This is a genomic window from Achromobacter sp. JD417 (assembly GCF_041879325.1).
GTDB lineage: Bacteria > Pseudomonadota > Gammaproteobacteria > Burkholderiales > Burkholderiaceae_B > Achromobacter > Achromobacter mucicolens.
Map to the genome: position 1 here is coordinate 4,084,748 of NZ_CP087159.1, position 20,140 is coordinate 4,104,887.

At 66.0% G+C, this 20,140-nt stretch carries 22 protein-coding genes; 8 read left to right on the forward strand and 14 right to left on the reverse strand.

Going from position 1 to position 20,140, the window contains the following annotated elements; translation table 11 throughout:
• Window positions 1-65: 65 nt before the first annotated feature.
• On the forward strand, window positions 66-287 hold the full coding sequence (locus LN047_RS18815; RefSeq protein ID WP_081101139.1) for an endopeptidase: 222 nt from the start codon (window positions 66-68) through the stop codon (window positions 285-287).
• Between the two features lie 190 nt (window positions 288-477).
• On the opposite strand, the gene bamC is transcribed toward LN047_RS18815, so the two are convergent.
• From bamC to LN047_RS18835, 4 genes are all read right to left on the reverse strand, one after another.
• On the reverse strand, window positions 478-1,602 hold the full coding sequence (bamC, locus tag LN047_RS18820; RefSeq protein ID WP_223576313.1) for an outer membrane protein assembly factor BamC: 1,125 nt from the start codon (window positions 1,600-1,602) through the stop codon (window positions 478-480).
• Window positions 1,603-1,619: 17 nt separating this feature from the next.
• On the reverse strand, window positions 1,620-2,525 hold the full coding sequence (gene dapA / locus LN047_RS18825; protein WP_056323399.1) for a 4-hydroxy-tetrahydrodipicolinate synthase: 906 nt from the start codon (window positions 2,523-2,525) through the stop codon (window positions 1,620-1,622).
• A gap of 88 nt (window positions 2,526-2,613) precedes the next feature.
• The gene (locus LN047_RS18830; RefSeq protein WP_056323397.1) at window positions 2,614-3,261 is read right to left on the reverse strand and encodes a site-2 protease family protein; all 648 of its coding nucleotides are present in this window, start codon (window positions 3,259-3,261) and stop codon (window positions 2,614-2,616) included.
• Between the two features lie 69 nt (window positions 3,262-3,330).
• The gene (locus LN047_RS18835; RefSeq protein ID WP_056323394.1) at window positions 3,331-3,957 is read right to left on the reverse strand and encodes an L-threonylcarbamoyladenylate synthase; all 627 of its coding nucleotides are present in this window, start codon (window positions 3,955-3,957) and stop codon (window positions 3,331-3,333) included.
• Between the two features lie 84 nt (window positions 3,958-4,041).
• On the opposite strand from LN047_RS18835, the gene LN047_RS18840 reads away from it, so the two are divergent.
• From LN047_RS18840 to LN047_RS18850, 3 genes are all read left to right on the forward strand, one after another.
• Window positions 4,042-4,893 carry a neutral zinc metallopeptidase gene (locus tag LN047_RS18840; protein WP_373979851.1) on the forward strand — a complete coding sequence of 284 codons (852 nt, stop codon included), beginning with the start codon at window positions 4,042-4,044 and terminating at the stop codon, window positions 4,891-4,893.
• A gap of 215 nt (window positions 4,894-5,108) precedes the next feature.
• Window positions 5,109-5,645: a hypothetical protein gene (locus LN047_RS18845; protein ID WP_056323388.1), complete on the forward strand. Its 537-nt coding sequence runs from the start codon at window positions 5,109-5,111 to the stop codon at window positions 5,643-5,645.
• Window positions 5,642-6,406 carry a DUF1828 domain-containing protein gene (locus LN047_RS18850; RefSeq protein WP_312543041.1) on the forward strand — a complete coding sequence of 255 codons (765 nt, stop codon included), beginning with the start codon at window positions 5,642-5,644 and terminating at the stop codon, window positions 6,404-6,406. Before LN047_RS18845 ends, LN047_RS18850 begins: the two co-directional genes overlap by 4 nt.
• A gap of 5 nt (window positions 6,407-6,411) precedes the next feature.
• On the opposite strand, the gene LN047_RS18855 is transcribed toward LN047_RS18850, so the two are convergent.
• The 3 genes from LN047_RS18855 to LN047_RS18865 form a co-directional block, all read right to left on the reverse strand.
• Window positions 6,412-6,687, reverse strand: a complete 276-nt coding sequence (locus LN047_RS18855; RefSeq protein ID WP_062842113.1) for a hypothetical protein — start codon at window positions 6,685-6,687, stop codon at window positions 6,412-6,414.
• 231 nt (window positions 6,688-6,918) lie between these two features.
• Window positions 6,919-7,575: an N-acetyltransferase gene (locus LN047_RS18860; RefSeq protein WP_373979852.1), complete on the reverse strand. Its 657-nt coding sequence runs from the start codon at window positions 7,573-7,575 to the stop codon at window positions 6,919-6,921.
• A 136-nt stretch (window positions 7,576-7,711) separates the two neighbouring features.
• Window positions 7,712-8,440, reverse strand: a complete 729-nt coding sequence (locus LN047_RS18865) for an ArsR/SmtB family transcription factor (protein ID WP_373979853.1) — start codon at window positions 8,438-8,440, stop codon at window positions 7,712-7,714.
• Window positions 8,441-8,519: 79 nt separating this feature from the next.
• Here LN047_RS18865 and LN047_RS18870 point away from each other — a divergent pair, with 79 nt between their 5' ends.
• Entirely contained in the window at window positions 8,520-9,767 is a 1,248-nt protein-coding gene (locus LN047_RS18870; RefSeq protein ID WP_373979854.1) for an MFS transporter, read from the forward strand.
• A 4-nt stretch (window positions 9,768-9,771) separates the two neighbouring features.
• On the opposite strand, the gene LN047_RS18875 is transcribed toward LN047_RS18870, so the two are convergent.
• Together LN047_RS18875 and LN047_RS18880 are read right to left on the reverse strand one after the other, a co-directional pair.
• Window positions 9,772-10,404 carry an FMN-binding negative transcriptional regulator gene (locus LN047_RS18875; RefSeq protein ID WP_373982156.1) on the reverse strand — a complete coding sequence of 211 codons (633 nt, stop codon included), beginning with the start codon at window positions 10,402-10,404 and terminating at the stop codon, window positions 9,772-9,774.
• 135 nt (window positions 10,405-10,539) lie between these two features.
• Window positions 10,540-10,734 carry a hypothetical protein gene (locus tag LN047_RS18880; RefSeq protein WP_062842115.1) on the reverse strand — a complete coding sequence of 65 codons (195 nt, stop codon included), beginning with the start codon at window positions 10,732-10,734 and terminating at the stop codon, window positions 10,540-10,542.
• A 225-nt stretch (window positions 10,735-10,959) separates the two neighbouring features.
• On the opposite strand from LN047_RS18880, the gene LN047_RS18885 reads away from it, so the two are divergent.
• The 3 genes from LN047_RS18885 to LN047_RS18895 all read left to right on the forward strand — a co-directional run bounded on the left by LN047_RS18885 (window position 10,960) and on the right by LN047_RS18895 (window position 12,557).
• Window positions 10,960-11,658, forward strand: a complete 699-nt coding sequence (locus LN047_RS18885) for a DUF3313 domain-containing protein (protein ID WP_180100511.1) — start codon at window positions 10,960-10,962, stop codon at window positions 11,656-11,658.
• A gap of 117 nt (window positions 11,659-11,775) precedes the next feature.
• Window positions 11,776-11,943, forward strand: a complete 168-nt coding sequence (locus tag LN047_RS18890) for a hypothetical protein (RefSeq protein ID WP_174245436.1) — start codon at window positions 11,776-11,778, stop codon at window positions 11,941-11,943.
• Window positions 11,940-12,557 carry a YiiX family permuted papain-like enzyme gene (locus LN047_RS18895; RefSeq protein ID WP_255357265.1) on the forward strand — a complete coding sequence of 206 codons (618 nt, stop codon included), beginning with the start codon at window positions 11,940-11,942 and terminating at the stop codon, window positions 12,555-12,557. The genes LN047_RS18890 and LN047_RS18895 overlap by 4 nt, the downstream gene beginning before the upstream one ends.
• A gap of 69 nt (window positions 12,558-12,626) precedes the next feature.
• On the opposite strand, the gene LN047_RS18900 is transcribed toward LN047_RS18895, so the two are convergent.
• The 5 genes from LN047_RS18900 to LN047_RS18920 form a co-directional block, all read right to left on the reverse strand.
• On the reverse strand, window positions 12,627-14,015 hold the full coding sequence (locus LN047_RS18900) for an amidohydrolase family protein (protein WP_373979855.1): 1,389 nt from the start codon (window positions 14,013-14,015) through the stop codon (window positions 12,627-12,629).
• 29 nt (window positions 14,016-14,044) lie between these two features.
• On the reverse strand, window positions 14,045-15,865 hold the full coding sequence (locus LN047_RS18905; protein ID WP_373979856.1) for an SLC13 family permease: 1,821 nt from the start codon (window positions 15,863-15,865) through the stop codon (window positions 14,045-14,047).
• Between the two features lie 25 nt (window positions 15,866-15,890).
• Entirely contained in the window at window positions 15,891-17,321 is a 1,431-nt protein-coding gene (locus tag LN047_RS18910; RefSeq protein WP_373979857.1) for a basic amino acid/polyamine antiporter, read from the reverse strand.
• An 83-nt stretch (window positions 17,322-17,404) separates the two neighbouring features.
• Window positions 17,405-18,646 (reverse strand): arginine deiminase, encoded by a 1,242-nt coding sequence (gene arcA, locus LN047_RS18915; RefSeq protein ID WP_056323362.1) that lies wholly within the window; start codon window positions 18,644-18,646, stop codon window positions 17,405-17,407.
• Between the two features lie 16 nt (window positions 18,647-18,662).
• On the reverse strand, window positions 18,663-20,084 hold the full coding sequence (locus tag LN047_RS18920; RefSeq protein ID WP_226846414.1) for a basic amino acid/polyamine antiporter: 1,422 nt from the start codon (window positions 20,082-20,084) through the stop codon (window positions 18,663-18,665).
• Window positions 20,085-20,140 lie beyond the last annotated feature (56 nt).

The following is a 20,140-nucleotide window of genomic DNA, read 5'->3' on the forward strand; positions in this document are numbered from 1 at the left end:
TGTAGCCTGAGTTCTGGTTTCCCCTAACGGGGTTTCAAGAGTCGTCATCTACAGGAGTTCAAATAATGATGAGCAAAACCTTGATTATTGCCTCGGTGCTGGCCGTCGCGCTCAGCGCTTGCAACAAGAAGGAAGATGCCCCGGCGCCGGCGACCAGCCCGACTCCCGGCGCCACCACGCCCGCACCTGGCGGCACGCCGCCGGCCTCGCCCGCACCGGCGGCCCCGGGCACGACGCCTGGCTCCGGTTCGACCACCCCGGGCGGCTCGACCACCCCCGCGTCGTAATACTTCAGGCACGAACCCCCGCACTGAAGACGCAAAAAAAACCCTGGCATGTGATGCCAGGGTTTTTTTGTGCCTTGCCGGAACGTAAGCGACGGCGAAGTCCGCGCTTGCCGCCGGCCGGGCATGGGGCCCCGACCCCGGGGGCCCTGCCGTCGGCCGCTGCGCGTGAGCGCGCGGCCCGGCGGTTCTATTACATCTTGTCCTTCAGGACGCTCAGCAGGCGCTGCGCGGTCGGGCTGCTGTCCGGCGCACCGTTGGCGTCCAGGACCGAGACGGTCGTCTGTTCGCCGTTGCCCACCAGGTGGATGCGGTACTGAGCTGCCTGCGCCTTCTTGTCGCCAGAGAACAGGCGGCTGAAGAAGCCGGGCTGTTCCATCTTTTCGCCGGTGTCGGTGTCGACATAGCGGACGAAGTAGTCGCCGGAAGAACGATCGCGGTCATCGACGGCGAAGCCGCCGCCATCGAGCGCCACGCCGACACGACGCCAGGCGCGGTCGAAGGATTCGCTGACGATGAGCGACGCGCCCTGGGCACGGACGTCCTGCTGCACGGCGGGACGCTGCGGCGAGGCCTCGGCCTGCTGCACCAGCTTGCGGGCGTTGTCGACGTCGGTACCCAGGAAGACCATCATGCGCGCCAGCATGGCGGCGTTCAGGCCCGGGTCTTCCTTGCCGTTCTGCCACTGCACCTGCGAGCCGTCGGAGCCGACTCGCTTTTCGAGCATCTGGCGGTGGCTGACGTAGATTTCGGTGTGACCGTTGACGCGTTCGACGCGGGTGCGGAATTTCTCGCGCTCGCCGCTATCCCAAGCCGATTCCAGCACCGCCCCCAGCGCCTGGCGCAGCCAGCTTTCGGGGATCTTGGCGCGGTTCTCGGCCCAGTCCGTTTCGATCAGGCCGGCACCGGGATTGTTGGTGGCGACGGTAAAGCCGCTTTCGGTCCAGAAGTCGATCAGGCGGGGGAAAACCTGCTCGGGCGGACGGTCCACGACGAGCCAGCGCAGATCGCCGTCGCGTTCGACGCGCATGTCCGAACGGTTGGGAAGCACGTTGCTGGTCTTCGGGGCGCTGGCCTGGGCCACACCCTGTTGCTGGAATTCCGAGAAGGTGGTGGAACCCGAGGCCGGCGCGCGGTAGCGGGGATCGCTATTGGCCTGCGTCAGGTCGGGCGGAATGCTGAGAGGCTCTCCACGCTGGTTTACAGCGCTCTTGTAGTCGACCGATTCTTCATTGCCCAGGAATTGGTTGACCTCGGAGCACCCGGCCAGCAACACCAGAGACATCAATGCCGACAAACCGGCATGACGCTTGTTCATACGTTTCCTCACGATATTTAGAGCAGTCCCGTTTCCTGGAGCGCATTGCGCACCGTTGCGTGATGCTGCGCGCTCAGTTCGACCAGCGGCAGCCGGTAGCCCAGCGCGCTGCGGCCCATTTGGGCCAGCGCCCACTTGACGGGGATGGGGTTGGCTTCGACGAACAAAACCTTGTTCAGACGCGCCAGGAACGCGTTAAGTTCACGGACCTTGGGCACATCGCCCGCGAGGGCGGCGGCACAGAGGTCGCGCATGAGCTTGGGCGCCACGTTGGCCGTGACGGAAATGTTGCCGCGCGCGCCCAGCAGGATCAGGGCCGCAGCGGTGGGATCGTCGCCGCTGAAGACCTGGAAGCTGGCAGGCGCTTCGCGCAGCAAGAGGCCGCCGCGGGCGATGTCGCCGGTGGCGTCCTTGATGCCGATGATGCCCGGCACCTGCGCCAGGCGCAGGATCGTCTCGTTGCTCATGTCGGCAACGGTGCGGCCCGGCACGTTGTAAAGAATGGTAGGCAGGTCGACGGCTTCGGCGATGGTGCGGAAGTGGCGGTACAGGCCTTCCTGCGACGGCTTGTTGTAGTACGGAACGACCGACAGGCCAGCCTGCGCGCCCACTGCCTTGGCGTGGCGGGTCAGGTGGATGGCTTCGTCGGTGGAGTTGGCGCCCACGCCGGCAATGACCGGAATGCGGCCGGCGGCATGTTCGACGGCAACGCGGATGAGTTCCGCGTGTTCTTCCATGGAGACCGTGGGCGACTCCCCGGTGGTGCCCACCACCACCAGCGCGTCGGTGCCTTCCTGGACATGCCAGTCGATCAGCGACCGGTAGGCAGCGTAGTCCAGGCTGCCATCGGGTTGCATTGGGGTGACCAAGGCCACCATGCTGCCCTGGAAATTAACGCCTGCGGCGGTAGCAGGGGATGCCATAGATGTCGGGCTCCAAAACCCCGCGGCGGGATTGCCCCAGGGCCTGATTCAGTGAAACCGCTGAGTTTAACGGATATTGGGTGGAATCTTACAGAAACCACTGGACGATTGTCGTTCCCAGCCCGAGCACCGGTTGCATCAATAACCAGAGCACATCGGTGACCAGCAAGACGATGACGATGATCAATCCATACGGCTCGATTTTCGAGTATTGCCAGGCCAGGCGATTGGGCAGCAGGCTGAAGAGAACGCGTCCGCCGTCCAGCGGCAGGATGGGCAGCAGGTTCAGCGCCATCAGCACCAGGTTGACGTTGACGCCCGCCACCGCCATTTCGAACCAGAAGCTTTCGTGCAGGCCGCTTTCCATGAAGAGCCGCAGCGACAGCGCCCACAAAATGGCCATGAACAGGTTGGCGGCCGGTCCGGCCAGCGCGACCCAGGCCATGTCCTTCTTGGGACGGCGCAGGCGGCCGAAGTCCACGGGCACCGGCTTGGCCCAACCGAAGAGCAAGCCGGGGCTGCCCATGAGCTTGGAGGCCAGCAGGATGGCGACCGGCACCAGCAGCGTGCCGACGGGGTCGATGTGGCGCGCGGGATTCAGGCTGACCCGTCCGGCCTGGTAGGCGGTCGGATCGCCCAGCATGCGCGCCACGTAGCCGTGCGCCGCCTCATGCAGGGTGATGGCGAAGATAACCGGTATCGCGTAGACCGCAATGGTTTGGATGATGTCATTCATGGCGAACCGGATTGTAGATGAGCCGCGCGCCAGCGCGGCGCGTCTCGTGCATCGTGGCGAGGGGGAATATCAGACAAGTCCGAGGGTAGCGGGATCGCCGCGGCCCAGGCGCACGACGACCGGCTCGTCGCCGGTCAGGTCGATCACGGTGGTGGGCGCTTGCGGGCAGGCGCCCGCATCGATGATGGCGGCCAGATCGTGGTCGTAGCGCTCGCGGATTTCCTCGGCGTCGTTCAGCGCCTCGGTTTCATCCTTGGGGATGAGCGTGGTGGACAGCAGCGGCGAACCCGCCTGTTCCAGCAAGCCCAAGAGGACGGCGTGATCCGGCACGCGGATGCCGATGGTCTTGCGCGAGGGATGCGACACGCGCCGCGGCACTTCCTTGGTGGCTTCGAGGATGAAGGTCCAGGGGCCAGGCGTCGCGGCTTTCAGCAGCCGGTATTGCTTGTTGTCGACGCGGGCGAAGTGGCCGATTTCGGCCAGGTCGCGGCACAGGAGGGTGAGGTGATGACGTTCGTCCAGTCCGCGCAGGCGGCGCAGCCCGTCGGCGGCGCTTTTGTCGTCCAGGCGGGCGACGACGGCGTAACTGGAGTCGGTGGGCACGGCCACCAGGCCCCCGTCATTGAGCCATTGCGCGGCTTGCTTGAGCAGCCGCGGCTGGGGATTTGCGGGGTGGACAGAGAAATACAAAGCCATGGGTTTATCCTAACATCCTTGAAGGCCGCCCAATAGCGCGGCGATGCAAAATGGCGGTAATGACGATCCGCCCGGAGAACCAGTATGCGCCTCGATAATTCGCGCCAGAGCGACAATGTGGAAGACCGCCGTTCCAGCGGCCCACGAATCGGCGGCCGCGGGACCATTGGCATAGGCACGATAGTACTTGCCTTGGTGGCGATGTACTTCGGCGTCGATCCGCGCGTGGTCCTGGACATGGCGGAAGGCCCGGCCGTGCAGGAACAGGCGCCCGCCTCGGCCCCGCCGGCCAACGATCCCCAGGCCGTCTTCGTGTCCAAGGTCCTGGGCGAAACCGAAGACGTGTGGACCGGCATCTTCCAGAAGGAACTGAACCGCCAGTACATCGAGCCCAAGCTGGTGCTGTTTCGCGGCGCCACGCCCACGGCCTGCGGCACCGGCCAATCCGCCATGGGGCCCTTCTACTGTCCGGGCGACAGCAAGGTCTATATAGACCTGTCGTTCTTCGACGAACTGCAGAACCGGTTCAAGGCCCCCGGCGATTTCGCGCAGGCGTACGTGATTGCGCATGAAGTCGGCCATCATGTGCAGCACCTGCTGGGCATCTCGGACCAGGTGGACCAACTGCGCCGGCGCAACCCGTCGCAGGCCAATGCGTTGTCGGTTCGGCTGGAACTGCAGGCGGATTGCTTTGCTGGCCTCTGGGCGCAGCGCGCGGATGCCGCGCGCAACATCCTGGAAGGCGGCGACGTCGAAGAAGCGCTGGCGGCCGCCACCGCGATCGGCGATGACCGCCTGCAGAAGCAGAGCCAGGGATACGTCGTGCCCGATGCCTTCACGCACGGCAGCTCCGCGCAGCGTGTGCGCTGGTTCAAGCGTGGCCTGGAAAGCGGCAGCATCAAGCAGTGCGACACGTTTGGCGCGACGTCTCTGTGACGCGCGGCGCTGCGCGGCCCTCGCCCGCTCCGGGCCGCACAGCGCCAACACCTGTATATTCATCCAGGCCGAATACCCCCGCCGTCTGCATCTTGTAAGATTACGCCCCCTCGCAATGCTGCGCGCGCGTGTCTTCACCGCGGCGCGGCGGGGCGCAGCGCATGCCGCATGCACGTTTTGCTTCGCGCGCGCCCCCAGACCCTAGATTCGTTTCCATGGCCAACAAGTTCGAACCGCTAATCACCGTTGATGAGGTGCAAGAGATTCTTGCCGAACCCAAGGAAACCGCCAAGCCGATCCTCTGGCTGCCGAAACCCGCCGCGGGCAATGCCCAGTGGATGGAGTTCAGCTGTCCATGCAAGATCAAGGGCGAGGTGCGCGAAGACGTGATCTTCCGCGTCATGTACCGGGGCGCCCGCACGGCGGTGCATGGGCAGGCCACCATCTTCCTGACCGAGGCGTTCTGCGCCAGTCTCTTCGTGGGCCCGCACCGGGTGTATGGCGTCGATACCGACGATTCGTTCCACACCAGCCTGGTGGGCGCGGACCGGCCGCAATACCGCAAGCCGCTTGCCGACCGCAGCCATGAACACATCTGGGTCGAGGAAGGCGAAGGCTATGCCGAGCCCATCGTGCCCGCGCTGGACACCATCGGCGCGCTGATGCAGTATTTCCTGCCGCGAGCGAACCTGACGCTGGCCGGCGGCTTTGCGCATCCCCTCAAAGGCCGCCAAATCGAACTGATCCTATGAGCAATTTTCTGGAAGCCTCCGGCTGGACCGTCCTGCCGGCGGGCGAACACGCCGTTCGCGCCGTCTCTCCCATGACGTTGGGCCTGGACGGCCAGCATGCCGCCTTTTTCATCGCGCATCCCGATGAGTCGTCGTTCTACCTGACCGACGCCTGTGAGACCGCCATGCATGCGTCCAGCTTTGGCATCGACGTGGCGGCCAAGCGCATCGACATCCTGAACGAGACGCCGGGCGTCACGCTCGCCCATTTCGACCGGTCGGGCGCCATCGTGGCCGAAGGTCCGATCGAGCAGTTGCAGGAAGCGCTGTGGGACGCGGTGAAGCTGGCGATGGCCTTGTCGTTCCAATGCGCGAAATGGATGCCGCGGTTCAGCCAGCTGCGATTCCGCGCGCAGGTGGGCCGCGCGCTGGCCGAAGGCGTGGGCGTGAACCGCATGGTCAAGGGCGCGCGCGCCAAGGGCAGCAGCGGCCACACGGCGGACTTTGCGTACGCGGTGCGCGCGGCGGGCAGCACCGCCCTCACCTACATCGAGCCGATCGCCCTGAAGGCAGGCAAAAAGATGGACTGGACGCAGGTCTACCAGACCCACGGCAAGATGTCGGATGTGAAGATGGCCGATGCGCGCAACTCGCGCATGGTGATTCTGGAAGACGGCGCATCGGCCGAGGAATTCAAAAAGGCCGTGACGATCCTGGAGCAGTCCGCCACCGTGCAGACGCTGGCCAAGACCCGTGACTGGCGTGAGGTGTTTTCGGCCTAGCCGTCTCAGGACGGCGTGTTGGTCAGGCCGTCGACGATTTCGCGGCCGTGCACGATGGCCGCATGCACGGCCTCGCGCGGACTGTAGACGAAGCCGCCGCCCGCAAACTGGGGCACGGGGTATTCGTCGCCGCCTTCGAGTATGGCGCCTGCCTGGACAACCATCACCGAGGCAGTGAAGACAGGGCCGCTGGCTTCGGGAGGGGGCTCGATGGCGCCGCCGCCCCGGGACACCTTGGCCGTGAGGCGGTATCCCTTGTAGATCAAGTTGTTCTGATGCACTTCGGTAGTCCTCTATCTGCCGTCGAGCATACTCCGTGATTTCATGACAATCCGGATAAGTTTTGTAACTCAAGCAGAAAATAGAAACACTGTTGCGCCAACGCAGGCGCGTCCCCGTTTCTCAAATGTTGAGAAGCGCATCCGCTTTCATGCCTGAAAGGTAGCGCCGGCGCGGCTTGCGAGCCGGCGCCGGCGCTGCACGCGCCGGTGCCCGCCGCCAATTCCCGGGGATTACCCTAGGGTCTGTTGCGAAAGCGCATCCTCGGACATATTCATCCCTGTCACGCGCATGTAGTCGTCCAACCGCCAGCCCTTGCCGAGCAGGATCATGCGGGTATGCAGGTCATCGCGCACGCGGGGCGTCACCTCGCGCCCCAGATAAGTGAGCTGCTTGCAGCGCAGGTCCACGTAACCCAGCGCGTAGTGACGCGACAGTCCCATCCACAGGCGGTGCGCACCGACGGACTGGCGGGCGCCGCTAAGAATGCACAAGCCCGCGTCCAGCGCCCACCGGTACACCGCGGTGGCCAGGCCCATGCCTTGGTAGGGCGCTGCGTACTTCGAATGCGGCGCGCGCACGTAGGGATCGGCGCGCCGGCCCACTTCGATCAGCCGGTTGAACACCGTATAGCCCGCCAGCCGGTCCCGCCGCACGTCCACCACATACACGTAATACTCGCCGTCGGCCTCGCGATAGCGAAGCACGATGCCAGGAATGTCGGTCTTGACCTCCGGCAATCCGTGCAGGCGGTCCATCGGACGATTCATGCGGTTGTGGATGGCATCGAGCTCCTTGTCCACTTCTTGGGGACTATGGTTAACGTCGATGCGCAATTCCGTCACGATCGACATGACGTGACGGAACGCGTGCAAGGCCAGCGTAGGCAAGGCCACCTCCTGTACAGGGTTGAAGAACAGTCCACGAGGGACGGGAGACGTAAAAAAAGCCGCATCCGCGGCTTGAAAAGTTGTGTGCGGGTGCACCGCCGGTCAGGGCGGTGAATGGGGCCAGGCAAGGAATCGATCACGCGGCTGCATGCGCGTCCCTTTGGGCTGCGGGCTGGTCGCCCGCCAAGCCAAAAAATGCCGGGAATTGCCGCTCGCCCTTGGCCGTGACGCGCAATGCGCGCGAGTCCAGGTCCTTTGCGACCCAGCCGCGCGCGAGCAGCGCATCGAGCAGCGCCGCGCCCAAGGCGCCGCCCAGATGGGAACGCCGTTCGCTCCAGTCCAGGCAAGCGCAGGCGAAGCGGCGGCGGCGCTGGCGCGCCTGGGCCACGTCGACGCCCACTTGCGCGAGCGACGCTTCGCCCAGCGGCGTGAGCACATAGTCGCGCCCGTCCGGCGTCAGCCAATGCCGGCCCAGCATCGCGTCGTGGATGCGCACGGCCAGCGTGCCGGCCATGTGGTCGTAGCAGGTGCGGCTGTCGCGCAGCGCGGACGGCGTGGTCGGCTTGAACGGCGCGCGCTCGGCGCCCGCCACCACCAGCAGCGCCTCCAGCGCGTGGCCGACATCGCCGCTGGCCAGGCGGTAGTAGCGGTGCTTGCCCTGCACGGCCATTTCCACCAGGCCCTGATCGCGCAGGCGTTGGAAATGGCTGCTGGCCGTGGACGCGCCGATGTCGGCGGCCGCGGCCAGTTCCGTGGCGGTGCGCGCGCGGCCGTCCAGCAACAGGCACAGCATGCGTGCGCGCGCGGGATCGGCGATGGCGCCTGCCACGGCGGACAGGTTGATGTCGGCGAACTCGGAATCCATGATTCGATATCGGCCAAAGTGTTGTGTGTAGGCCGTAAGCATACTTCGCCGCATCGAAACTCGCATTCCCGCCCAGACCATGTCCGCCTCCCCTCCCTTTTTTGGCTGGAAAGTCCTTTGCGCCACCTTCGTGCTCGCCGTCTTCGGTTGGGGCGTGGGCTTTTACGGTCCGCCGGTGTTCCTGCACGCCGTCGTCCAGCGCACCGGCTGGAGCGTCGCACTGGTATCGGGCGCGGTCACGCTGCACTTTATGGCCGGCACGGTGGTGGTGGCCAACCTGCCACGCCTTTACCGCCGCATCGGCGTCGCCCGCACGACCGCCGGCGGCGCGGCGCTGCTGGCCGTGGGCGTGGCCGGATGGGCGGTGGCGCAGACGCCCGCGCAACTGTATGCCGCCGCGGCGTGCAGCGGGATGGGCTGGGTGACGTTGGGCGCCGCCGCCGTCAACGCCCTGATCGCCCCCTGGTTCGTGCTGCGGCGTCCGGCCGCCCTGGGCATGGCCTACAACGGCGCCAGCGTCGGCGGCGTCGTCTTTTCACCGCTATGGGTGTTCCTGATCGCGCACGCCGGCTTTGCGCAGGCGGCGTTATGGGTCGGGCTGGTGATGGTCGTTGTGATCGGCGTGCTGTCGCGCAAGGTGTTTTCGGTGACGCCGCGACAGCTTGGCCAAGCCCCGGACGGCGACGCGGGGGGCAAGCCGCCCGCCGCCACCCAGACCGCGCCGGCGGCCGCCGGCCCGCTGCGCCGCGACCGCGCGTTCGTGACGCTGGCCGCCGGCATGGCGCTGGGCCTGTTCGCCCAGATCGGCCTGATCGCGCACCTGCTGTCGCTGCTGGCGCCGCTGCTGGGCGCGCAGACGGCGGGACTGGCAATGGGACTTGCCACCGCCAGCGCCATCGCCGGACGCTCGCTCGTCGGCTGGCTGATGCCTCCGGCGGCCGACCGCCGCCGGATCGCCTGCGCGGCCTATGCCGTGCAGATCGCCGGGTCGCTGATACTGATGTTGGCCGGGGACCACACGTGGGCGGTGTGGGCGGGCGTGGTGCTGTTCGGGTCGGGCATCGGCAACGCCACGTCCCTGCCGCCCCTGATCGCGCAGGCGGAATTCGCGCGCGAGGATGCGGCGCGGGTGGTGCCCCTGATCGTGGCGCTGTCGCAAGGCGCCTATGCCTTTGCGCCGGCAGCCTTCGGGGCGCTGCGGACCCTGTTGCAGCTGACGGGGCTGGCGCTGCCGGGTTTCCTGGCCGCCGCCGCCGTATTGCAGCTGGCCGCCATCCTGTGCTTTGCCGCGGGTCGTGGCGCCCACGCCAGGCGCGGCGTGCCCTGACGCCTCAGGCGCCGCCGCCGCGCCGCGCCACCAGGCCGGCCATGACCGCGTCGCCGCGTTCGTTGACCAGCCCCTCGGCCACGCCCTCGCGATCGGCCGCGTTGCGGTTCTGGCTGACCTTCCACTTGCCTTCGATGCGCGCGATGGGGATTTCCACGCCGATGATGGCGCGCATCTGCGCGGCGATGAAATCGGCGGGCGCCTCGTGCACGCGCCACGGCTGGGCGCGTGCACGCTCCTGGCTGTCGGTCAGCGCCTCCAGCTGGGCGCGCAGCCACGCCGGATCGTCCTGGATGACAGGCGTGCCCCACACGTGGACAGCCACGAAATTCCAGGTGGGCACTACCTTGTGCGTCTCCGCCTTGGTCGCGTACCAGGACGGCGTGATGTAGGCCTGCGCGCCGTGGAAGGCCACCAGGCACTCGCGTCCCGAAGCCAGCTCGGCAAGCTGCGGATTGGCGCGCGCCACGTGCAGGCGCAGGACGCCATGCGGGCCTTCGGGATAAAGCAGACAGGGAATGTGATTGGCCATCAGCCCGCCGTCGCCGCTGGTGCAGACGACGCCCAGCGGGTGGGCGCGGATGAACTCGTGCTGGATATCCAGCGAATCTTCGCGAAAGGCGGACGGCAGGTACATGATGGCGGCGCGATGAAAAGGTCGGGAAAGCGACAACATACCGCGCGCGTGGCCCCACTGAAAGAGCCACACCTTCCGCGTTTCATGGAGCCAAGCACCTCGTGCGCCAGCTGGCGCCGCCAATGCGTCTCGCTGCTATCGTCGGGATCGCGCGTAAGCGGCGTTCATGCGTTCGCGGGCCTCGGTTTCATGCGCAAAGGCGCGGTCGTAGTTTTGCAGGCAGCCGGGCGTGGGACTGGGCCACTGGATCGCGGCGATCGCTTCGGTCAGTTCATCGCGGGCCCGCTGCCATTCCTTGACGGCGGCATACCATTCGTTGGCGGTGTCCATAGATGTCTCCTTCTATGTGCACATGCCCATCGTAGCGCTGGCCACAGCCTGCAAGACAGCGTTTTCGCATGGCCAGAAGGATGATGCGGCCAGGCGCGCAGCCGATGCCCGCAGCCAAAAAAATAGCCGCGGCAGCGCGAGTTTCGGGCAGATAATTGCCAGCATGAATCCTGCCGGTCGTGAGTCCGCCGCCGCGGACGCCGTTGCCTGAAAAGGAACCCCCCCATGAAGCCCAACCTCGCACTGTGCGCGGCCTGCTGCGCACTCATCGGACTGGCCGGCTGCACCAATCTGCCCAAGGCCAAAGACTATTCCACCGCGCTTGGCGAACCCCAAAGCCAGCTCCAGCAGGACCCGAACTGGAGCGGCGGCCGCATCTGGGTCCGGCCGGGGCCGCCGATCGGCAGCCAGTTCGACAAGAAGCTGCTCTTGGAGAATGTGACCTACATTCCCGGCGACCGGCCTGACGAGTTGGACTTTCGCGACAATGCCGAACTGCGGCAGCGCGTGCTGGACTACATGAACGCCGCCTTGCGCCGGGAGTTTTCGCAGGCCGGCTATCAGCTGATATCGGCGCCCGCGCCGCGCTCGGTGCGGCTGCGGGCCGCCATCACGGGCACCTTCCGCAACGATCGCGATCCGCGCCCGGGCGAATACGTGCCGATCGGCTACGTACTGGGCCAGACGGCCAAGGCCGCGGGCCTGCGCGATCAATCGGCGCGGCTGTTGATCGAAGCCTCGGCGCGCGATGCCACCACCAACCAGTTGCTGATCGCCTCGATGGGCGCCGTCACGGGCAGCAACCTGCCCGAGAGCCGCAAGCCCACGGCGGCCGACGTGCAAGGCGCCATCGACGACTGGGCGCGCCGGGTTCGCGAGCAGTTCGACCGCATCTGGGTCGCGGAAATTCCCAAAACGCCGTGATGCGCGGGTGACCATTTTCCGCTGCATATCACGATGTGATGAATATTGACGTCAACCCTCACTTACCCAGGGACCACGGCTAATGCTACTGTTCCGCCTGTGCAAGGAGTACATGCAATGGATCAGAAAACAAAGCCCTGGGCATTTCCCAAACCCCACCCCGAAAACACGCCACGCGGCGAGCGCAACAAACAAGAGTTCGACACGCCGCCCAAGGAAGAAAAGCCCGCGGCCAAACCGCGCGCCAAAAAGCAGACGCCTGCGACAGGACGGGCTCGCCCGTGAGGCTGGCGGCAAAGGTCTGTGCGGCCGCCGGGGCAGCGCTTTGCGCGCTGTCCATGGCCGCCGCCGCAACGCCCGACCTGCAGACGGGCGACATGGTTTTCCAGCAGTCGCGATCGGCGCAAAGCCTGGCCATCCAACAGGCCACGCATTCGCCCTATAGCCACATGGGCATGATCGTGACGCGCCAAGGCCAGGCCTACGTGCTCGAGGCCGCGGCGCGCGTCAGCTACACCCCCCTCTCGCAATGGATCGCGCAAGGCGAGCGCGGCCATTACGTCGTCAAGCGGCTGCGCGACGCATCGCAGCTCACGCCCGACGCGCGCGCCCGCCTGGCCAAGGCGGGCGCCGCCTATGTGGGCAAGCCCTACGATCTGGTGTTCGCCTGGTCGGACGACCAGATCTATTGCTCCGAACTGGTCTGGAAGATCTACGAGCGCGTCCTCGGCGTGCAGATTGGCGCGCTGGCCCCGCTGAAAAGCTTCGATCTGGCCTCGCCCGCCGTGCAGGCCAAGATGCAGGAACGCTACGGCAAGCGCATTCCCTGGGAAGAACCCATCATCTCGCCGGCCGCCATGTTCGCGTCGGACCAGCTGGTGACCGTCGGCACCTTCTGACGGCGGCGCGCCGCGCCGATAACGGCGCGCGCCGTGGGGCATCATGCCCGCGCCGCCCGCCTGAAACGCTCAGCGTACCGGCACGGTGTCCTTGTAGAGCACCCCGTCCTTCATGATGACCAGGAAGTTTTTCTCCGGGTCACCGATCAGCGAGATGTCTTCAATGGGGTTGCCATCGACCAGCAGCAGATCGGCAAGCGCCCCCTCGCGCACCACGCCAAGGTCGCCGCGGTAAGGATTGCGCTTGCCCGACAACTTGAGCAATTCGGCGTTCGTGCCGGTCGCCATCATGAGCGTCTGTGCCGGCGTGTACCACCGCGTGAGGCTGGCGAGGATCCTGCCCTGCTGCGCCGCCAGCTGGCTGGAAAAAAGGATGTCGGTGCCGAACGCCGTCTTCAGTTTGTACTTGATCGCCAACTGATAGGTCCGGTCGGTGCCGGCAAAGACCTCCTGCGCTTTTTGCCATTGGTCCGAGCCGCGGGGAAAGGCGTCTGCCAGTTCGTCCGGAAAGGGCTGCGTGCTAAGCCATACGCCCGATCGGGCCATCAGCTGCGCCGTTTCCTCATCCATCATGCTGCCGTGCTCGATGCTCTGCACGCCCGCCTTGATGGCCCGCTGGATGGCGGTGGGCGTGTAGGCGTGCACCGCCACGTAGGTGCCCCAATCCGTCGCGGCCTCCACCGCCGCGCGAAGCTCGGGCTCGGTGAACGTCACGACGTCCAGCGGGCTGTGCGGCGACGACACGCCTCCGCCGCCGGTCAGCTTGATCTGCGTCGCGCCCTGCATGAGTTGCTCGCGCGTGCGCAGGCGCACCTCGTCCGGGCTGTCGGCAATGGTGCTGTCGCCGGCCAGATCGTGCCGCGACGCGGGCGCCCCTAGCGTGCGCGGCAGGTCCGCCATCGAACGGAAATCGCCATGCCCGCTGGTCACGCTGATCATCGCGCCGGACGGATAAATGCGCGGCCCCGGGATCACGCCCTGGTCCACCGCCTGCTTCAAACTGAAAGCCGAGCCGCCCAGGTCCCGCACCGTGGTGAAGCCGCGCATCAGCGTCTTGCCCGCCTCCACGCCCGCGACAATGTTCAGGTAGGTCGGATCCTGGGTCATCGCCACGGCCAGCGGCACGCCGACGAACATGCTGTGCCAGTGCATGTCGATCAGCCCCGGCATCAGCGTGCGCCCACCGCCGTCGATGACCCGCGCGCCGTCGGCCGGCACCTTGTCGCGCGACACCTTCTCGATGACGTTGCCGTGGACCAGCACGCTGCTCGCCGGACTCAGCTCGCCCGACACGCCGTCGAAGATGCGGACATTTTCGAAGAGGATCCGGGAATCCGCCGCGGCCTGCGCGCCCGGCGGCGGCGCCGCCTGGGCCGTGGGCAAGGAATGGGAATGCGCCGACCCAGCCCCGAAAATCAGCAATGCCGCCGTGAATGCAATACCAGTCCTGACAACCATGATCGCGCCTCTGAGTAAGTCATCCGCCCTCAGGACGGAAACAGGATCGGGATCAGCAGCACGCTGACCACCAGGGAAAACAATGTCAATGGCGTTCCGATCTTCAGATAGTCGGCAAAGCCAAAGCCCCCCGCCACGCTGACCAGCGCATTGGAAGGCGTGGACACCGGCGACATGAACGCCGCGGACGACGCGATGGCCACCGTCATCGCAAACGCGTAGGGCGAAGCATGCAGGCTTTCGGCGATGCTGATCGCCACGGGGCCCATCAGCACGGCAGTGGCCGTGCCCGACACCACCACGCCCAACGTGACGGTCGCCACGAACACCAGCGCCAGCTGTCCGTAGATGCCCCAGTCGCCCGAATAGTGCAGCAGGAACTGCGCGGCCATATCGACGCCGCCGCTGCGCTTGAGCGCCAGCGCAAAAGGCAGCATGCCCACGATCAGGATCAGCGCGCGCCAGTTGATCGACCGGTACGCCACGTCCAGCGTCACGCAGCCGAACAGGCCCATCATCAGGCCGCCTATCAGACCCGCCATCACGTTGGGCACCCAGTCGGTCAGCATCAGGAACACGACCGTCGCCAGCGAGAACAGCGCGTGAAGGGCGCGATTGGGCACCGGCACCAGCGAATCGGCTTCGACCGGCATGGCCAGGCTGACCAGATCGTGCTCTTCGGCCTGAAGCGAGAAAATGCCTGTCCACGGGCCGACCACCAGTAGCGTGTCGCCCACGCGCATCTTCACATTCGGCAGGTCGCGCATGGCCTCCTTGCCGCGCCACAGGCCGACAACAAAGAGCCCGTGCCGCGCCAGCACTACGGACTCGCGGGCATTCGCGCCCTCTAGCCGCGACTCCGAGGGGATGATGACCTCCACCATGCCCACGTCGCGCGCCTGATCGGTGAAGTACACCCCGGACATCGCCAGCCGCTTGACCTGATGCCGGGCGCAGAATCCGTCGATGTCGAAACCCTCGGCATCCATGTCCAGCAACAGGATGTCGCCCGCTTCCAGCACGTCGTCCGCCGTGGGGCGCATCACGGCCCGGGCGAAGCGCGAGTGCCGCTCGATCGCGATGACGAACGCCGCCTTGCCCAGTTCGCCCGCCCACATGCCAAGCTGACGCCCGGCCAGATCGGAGTCGTCCTGCACCAGCAGGCGGCAGGCCCGATTCTGCAGGGAATACTTGGCGGCCCAGTCGCCGAAGCTAGGCCGGTTCGCGGCGCGCGGCCCCTGGCCCGCGTCGATCAGATTGCGCGCAAACAGCATGTAGGCGATGCCGCCGGCCAGGACGACAATGCCGATCGGCGTGAAGTCAAAGAAGCGAAAGCCCTCGTAGCCCGCATAGCCCAGCGCGCTGTTGAGCACCAGGTTCGGCGTGGTCGCCACCAGCGTCAGCATGCCGCTCATGGCTGCCGCCGCCCCCATCGGCATCAGGATCCGGCGGCTGGCCATGCCGGACTTGCGCGCGATCCGCAGGACGATGGGAATGAAGATGGCGACCACGGCCGTGGAGCTCATCACCGCGCCCATCGAGCCGACGGCCCCCATCACCAGCAGCACCAGCCATCCCTCGCTCTTGCCGCCATGCCGCAGCAGCAGGTCGCCCACGGCCTGCGCGACGCCCGTGCGCACCAGCCCCTCGCCCACGACGAACAGGCAGGCGATCAGGATGATGTTGGGATTGGAGAATCCGTCCAGCGCCTCGCGGTAGGTCACCGTGCCGCTCAGGGGCAGCAGCAGCATGACCAGCAGCGCCACGGCATCGGACCGGGGCCGCCCGATGACAAACAGCACGACAGCCGCGCAGAGGATGGTGAGGACGATTGCCAGTTCGCTGACCATTGCCGTGCGGCTCCTTCGCGCGTCCCTAGAACGCCGTGTTGCCCGTGCTGATCGCCCACACGCCGATGCCGCACGACACCAGCACCAGAATCAGGATCGGCCATTCGTACGGGGCAAAGATGTTGCCGCGCTGCTCCCGGCGGGAGATCAGAAAGAGGATGGTGCCAGGCGCATAGATGACGCAAGACAGGACGAAATACCGGAAGCCGCCCGCATACACCAGCCCGGCCGCATAGACCGTGGCGGCCGCCGCCAGCGCCAGCTCGACCTTGCGCCGCCCACTCCAGCCGTTGTAGGTTTCACCGCGCACGGTCAGCATCAGCCCAAACGCGGCCACAAAGAAATACGGCATCAGGCTCATTGAACTAGCCATGTTCTTGAGCAGCACGAAGGTGTCTTCGGTAAAGAGCGTGACGACCAGAAAGAGCTGCACGATGCCGTTGCTGAGCCAGAGCGCGGCTGCCGGCACGCCGTGCCGGTTTTCGCGGCCCAGGAACGACGGCATGATGCCAGCGCCCGCCGCGGCGCGCAGCACTTCGGCCGCCAGCAGGATCCACGCCAGATAGGCGCCCGCCACCGACACCATCAGCCCCACGCTGACCAGCATGCTGCCCCAAGGCCCGACCACCGCGCGCAACACGCCCGCCATGGACGGGTTGCGCAGCGCCGCGATCTCCGCGCGCGGCAGCACGCCGTACGACAGCATCGTCACCATCACCAGCAGCGCCAGCACCAGCAGAAAACCCACAATGGTCGCAACCGCCACGTCCTCGCGCCGCTTGGCATAGCGCGAATAGACGCTGGCGCCTTCTACCCCCAGGAACACGAACACCGTGACCAGCATCGTGTTGCGCACCTGCTCGAAAAGACTGCCCTTGCCTTCACCGCTGAGCCCCTCGGCGATGTTCGCGCGCAGCACGTCCAGGTCGACGGCAAAGGCGGCAAAGACGATGAAGATCGCGATCGGCACGACCTTGGCGATGGTGACGACCGTGTTCATGCCGGCGGCCTGACGGATGCCGCGCAGGATCAGGAAATGGGTGGACCACAACAGCACCGAAGACACCAGCACGGCCGGCACGGTGTCGCCGTCGCCGAAGAATGGCAGCACGGCGCCCAGCGTTCCCTTGAAGATGACGAAGTAGCTGACGTTGCCCAGGCACGCGGCCGTCCAGTAGCCCAGCGCCGCCAGAAACCCCAGATACAGCCCGAAGCCGGCCTTCGCGTACGCGAAGATGCCCGTATCCAGATCGGGACGCCGGCGCGCCAGGAACTGGAAGACCATCGCCAGCGTCAACATGCCCGTGCCGGCGATGGCCCAGGCCACCAAGCCGCCCACCGGACCGGTATTGCGCGCAAACACGCTGGGCAGCGAAAAGATCCCCGCCCCCACCATCGAACCCACCACCATGGCGGCAAGCGCCATGCGAGAAAGTTTGGCAGTTTCCCCGCTCACGATCTTCTCCTGAAAAAGACCCAGTGCTTGCCCCGCCCGCGCGGCCGTCCCCCGCCGGGACGGCCGCGCGCGCCGATCCCCCGCTAGGCGGCATCCCGCGAGATCGGGCACGTCATGCAATGCCCGCCGCCGCGGCCCCGGCCCAGTTCCGCGCCGACGAAGGTGATGACCTCGATGCCCGCCTTGCGCAGCAGCGTGTTGGTGTAGACGTTCCGGTCATAGGCCAGCACCACCCCGGGCGAGATGCAGACCAGATTGGCGCCGCTGTCCCACTGCGTGCGCTCGCGCACATAGGCATTGCCGCCGGTCTCGACCACGCGCATTTTCTTGACGCCCAGCGCCTCGCCGATCACATCCACGAGCGAGCCCTTGTCCTTGTGCAGCTCCAGCGAGCCCGGGGTGTTGCCCGGCCGGTAGGAGAACGCCTGGACGTTGTTGACGATGTCGGGGTACATCAGCACGCAGTCGCGGTCCGCGAAGGTCAGCACGGTATCCAGGTGCATGGCCGCCCGCAGCTTGGGCATGGCCGCCACGATCACCCGGTCGGCCGCGTTCTTGGCAAAGAGCGTGGCCGCCAGCTGGCTGATGGCCTGGCGCGACGTGCGTTCGCTCATGCCGATCATCACCGTGCGGTTGCCGATCGGCATGACGTCGCCGCCTTCCAGCGTGGCCAGCCCGTGGTCGGCCGTGGGGTCGCCCCACCAGACGTTCACCTTGCCGGCAAAGCGCGGATGGAACTTGTAGATGGACGACGTCAGGATCGTCTCTTCGTGCCGCGCGGGCCAGTAAAGCGGATTGAGCGTCACGCCGCCGTAGATCCAGCAGGTCGTGTCACGCGTGTACAGCGTGTTGGGCAGCGGCGGCAGCAGGTATTCCGTGACGCCCGCGGCCTCCTTGATCAGCATGAGCTGTTCGCCGCCCACCGACTCGGGAAACTCGTCGGTCGACAGCCCCCCGATCAGCGTCTCGGCCAGCTTGCGCGGCGCCAGCCCGTCCAGGTAGCTGCGGATCTCATCGAGCAATCCCAGCCCGACCTGGTTCGCCACCACCTGGTTGTCCAGGATCCACTTCTTTGCCTCCGGTATCGCGACCGTTTCAGCCAGCAGGTTGTGCATTTCCAGCACGTCCACGCCGCGGTCCCGCATCTTGGTCATGAAGTCGAAATGGTCCCGCTTGGCGTTGTCGACCCACATGACGTCGTCGAACAGCAACGCATCGCAATTGGAGGGCGTCAATCTTTCGTGGGCGCGTCCTGGCGCGCAGACCATCACCGTGCGCAATTGCCCGACTTCTGAATGGACTCCAAATTCCTCGGTATCAGCCATGACTAGCTCCCAGACGTTAAATGGCGATCCAGCCGTAGATCAGGCCGACGATGGCGGCCAGAGCTCCGACGCATGCCACGATGAATACGACCAACTCCCAACCTGTGAAGAACGACCTGCCCTGCTCGCGCCGGGCCCAGAAGTACAGGACAGACCCGGGCGCGTACAACAGCGCCGACAGCAGCAGGAACTTCAATCCGCCGGCGAGAATCATGAACACGGTGTAGACGGCCGCGATGCTGGCAAGCGTCAGATCGCGCTTGCGGTCCTTGCCGTCGACATACGTCTCGCCGCGCTTGGCAAGCTGCCAGCCGAAGCCGGCGACCAGCAGGTAGGGGATCAACGACATCGCGCTGGTCAGGCTCAGCATCAGCGCAAAGGCGTCGCGCGACCAGTACGTGCTGATGACGAACAGCTGCACGATGATGTTGGTCACCCACAGGGCCACGACCGGCACGCCGTTCTTGTTCTCGCGGGCGAACGCGCGCGGCATGTCTTCGTTCTTGGAAGCCGCGTGCATCACTTCCGCGCAGATCAGCGACCAGGCCAGATAGGCGCCCAGCACCGAGATCAACAGGCCCACGCTGACGAACACCGCGCCCCACGGACCCACCACCGATTCCAGCACGCCGGCCATCGACGGCTGGCGCAGCCCGGCGATATCGCTCTGCTGCATGACCGCATAGGGCAGCAGCGACACCAGCACCATCAGCAGCAGCGCCGTCACAAAGCCGATCAGCGTGGCCACCCCCACGTCCGAGCGCTTGGACGCGAACCGCGAGTACACGCTTGCGCCCTCGATCCCCAGAAAGACGAAGACGGTCACCAGCATGGTTCTGCGCACCTGCTCGAACAGGCTGTAGCCGCTCATTTCGCCCCAGAAGTTGATGCGGAACAGGTCGACCTTGAACGCCACGAACAGCACGACGATGAACACCAGGATCGGAATGATCTTGGCGACCGTCACGACCGCGTTGATGAACGCCGCCTGCTGCACGCCGCGCAGGATCATGAAGTGAAACAGCCAGATCCCCACCGACGCCACCGCGATCGCGATGACGGTGTTGCCGTCGCCGAAAACGGGAAAGAAGGCGCCGAGCGTGGACTTGATCAGCACCCAGTACGACACGTTGCCGATGCAACTGCCGATCCAGTAGCCAAACGCGGACAGAAAGCCCATATAGTTGCCAAAGCCCGCCTTGGCATACGCGAAGACGCCCGCGTCCATGTCGGGTTTGCGCTCGGCCAGCGCCTGAAACACGCGCGCCAGCGTGTACATGCCCGCCCCCGCGATGATCCACGCGATCACCGCGCCGACGACGCCCGTCGCCCCGCCAAAGGTCCTGGGCAGCGAGAAGATCCCGGCGCCGATCATCGACCCCACCACCATGCCGGTCAAGGCAAGCAATCCAAGCTTCTTGGGAGTACTGCTTTCCATCATGCACCTCCAATATTGAGCAAAGACGTGAGCGGGTCGGCCAGCTTGCCGGGCGT

Coding starts and splice junctions, on each gene's coding strand:
- LN047_RS18845 (WP_056323388.1), top strand. CDS start 5,109: ATGGCCAACAAGTTCGAACCGCTAATCACCGTTGATGAGGTGCAAGAG.
- LN047_RS18830 (WP_056323397.1), bottom strand. CDS start 3,261: ATGAATGACATCATCCAAACCATTGCGGTCTACGCGATACCGGTTATC.
- LN047_RS18850 (WP_312543041.1), top strand. CDS start 5,642: ATGAGCAATTTTCTGGAAGCCTCCGGCTGGACCGTCCTGCCGGCGGGC.
- LN047_RS18880 (WP_062842115.1), bottom strand. CDS start 10,734: ATGGACACCGCCAACGAATGGTATGCCGCCGTCAAGGAATGGCAGCGG.
- LN047_RS18900 (WP_373979855.1), bottom strand. CDS start 14,015: ATGGTTGTCAGGACTGGTATTGCATTCACGGCGGCATTGCTGATTTTC.
- LN047_RS18870 (WP_373979854.1), top strand. CDS start 8,520: ATGTCCGCCTCCCCTCCCTTTTTTGGCTGGAAAGTCCTTTGCGCCACC.
- arcA (WP_056323362.1), bottom strand. CDS start 18,646: ATGGCTGATACCGAGGAATTTGGAGTCCATTCAGAAGTCGGGCAATTG.
- LN047_RS18835 (WP_056323394.1), bottom strand. CDS start 3,957: ATGGCTTTGTATTTCTCTGTCCACCCCGCAAATCCCCAGCCGCGGCTG.
- LN047_RS18865 (WP_373979853.1), bottom strand. CDS start 8,440: ATGGATTCCGAGTTCGCCGACATCAACCTGTCCGCCGTGGCAGGCGCC.
- LN047_RS18885 (WP_180100511.1), top strand. CDS start 10,960: ATGAAGCCCAACCTCGCACTGTGCGCGGCCTGCTGCGCACTCATCGGA.
- LN047_RS18875 (WP_373982156.1), bottom strand. CDS start 10,404: ATGTACCTGCCGTCCGCCTTTCGCGAAGATTCGCTGGATATCCAGCAC.
- LN047_RS18890 (WP_174245436.1), top strand. CDS start 11,776: ATGGATCAGAAAACAAAGCCCTGGGCATTTCCCAAACCCCACCCCGAA.
- dapA (WP_056323399.1), bottom strand. CDS start 2,525: ATGGCATCCCCTGCTACCGCCGCAGGCGTTAATTTCCAGGGCAGCATG.
- LN047_RS18815 (WP_081101139.1), top strand. CDS start 66: ATGATGAGCAAAACCTTGATTATTGCCTCGGTGCTGGCCGTCGCGCTC.
- bamC (WP_223576313.1), bottom strand. CDS start 1,602: ATGAACAAGCGTCATGCCGGTTTGTCGGCATTGATGTCTCTGGTGTTG.
- LN047_RS18840 (WP_373979851.1), top strand. CDS start 4,042: ATGCGCCTCGATAATTCGCGCCAGAGCGACAATGTGGAAGACCGCCGT.
- LN047_RS18905 (WP_373979856.1), bottom strand. CDS start 15,865: ATGGTCAGCGAACTGGCAATCGTCCTCACCATCCTCTGCGCGGCTGTC.
- LN047_RS18920 (WP_226846414.1), bottom strand. CDS start 20,084: ATGGAAAGCAGTACTCCCAAGAAGCTTGGATTGCTTGCCTTGACCGGC.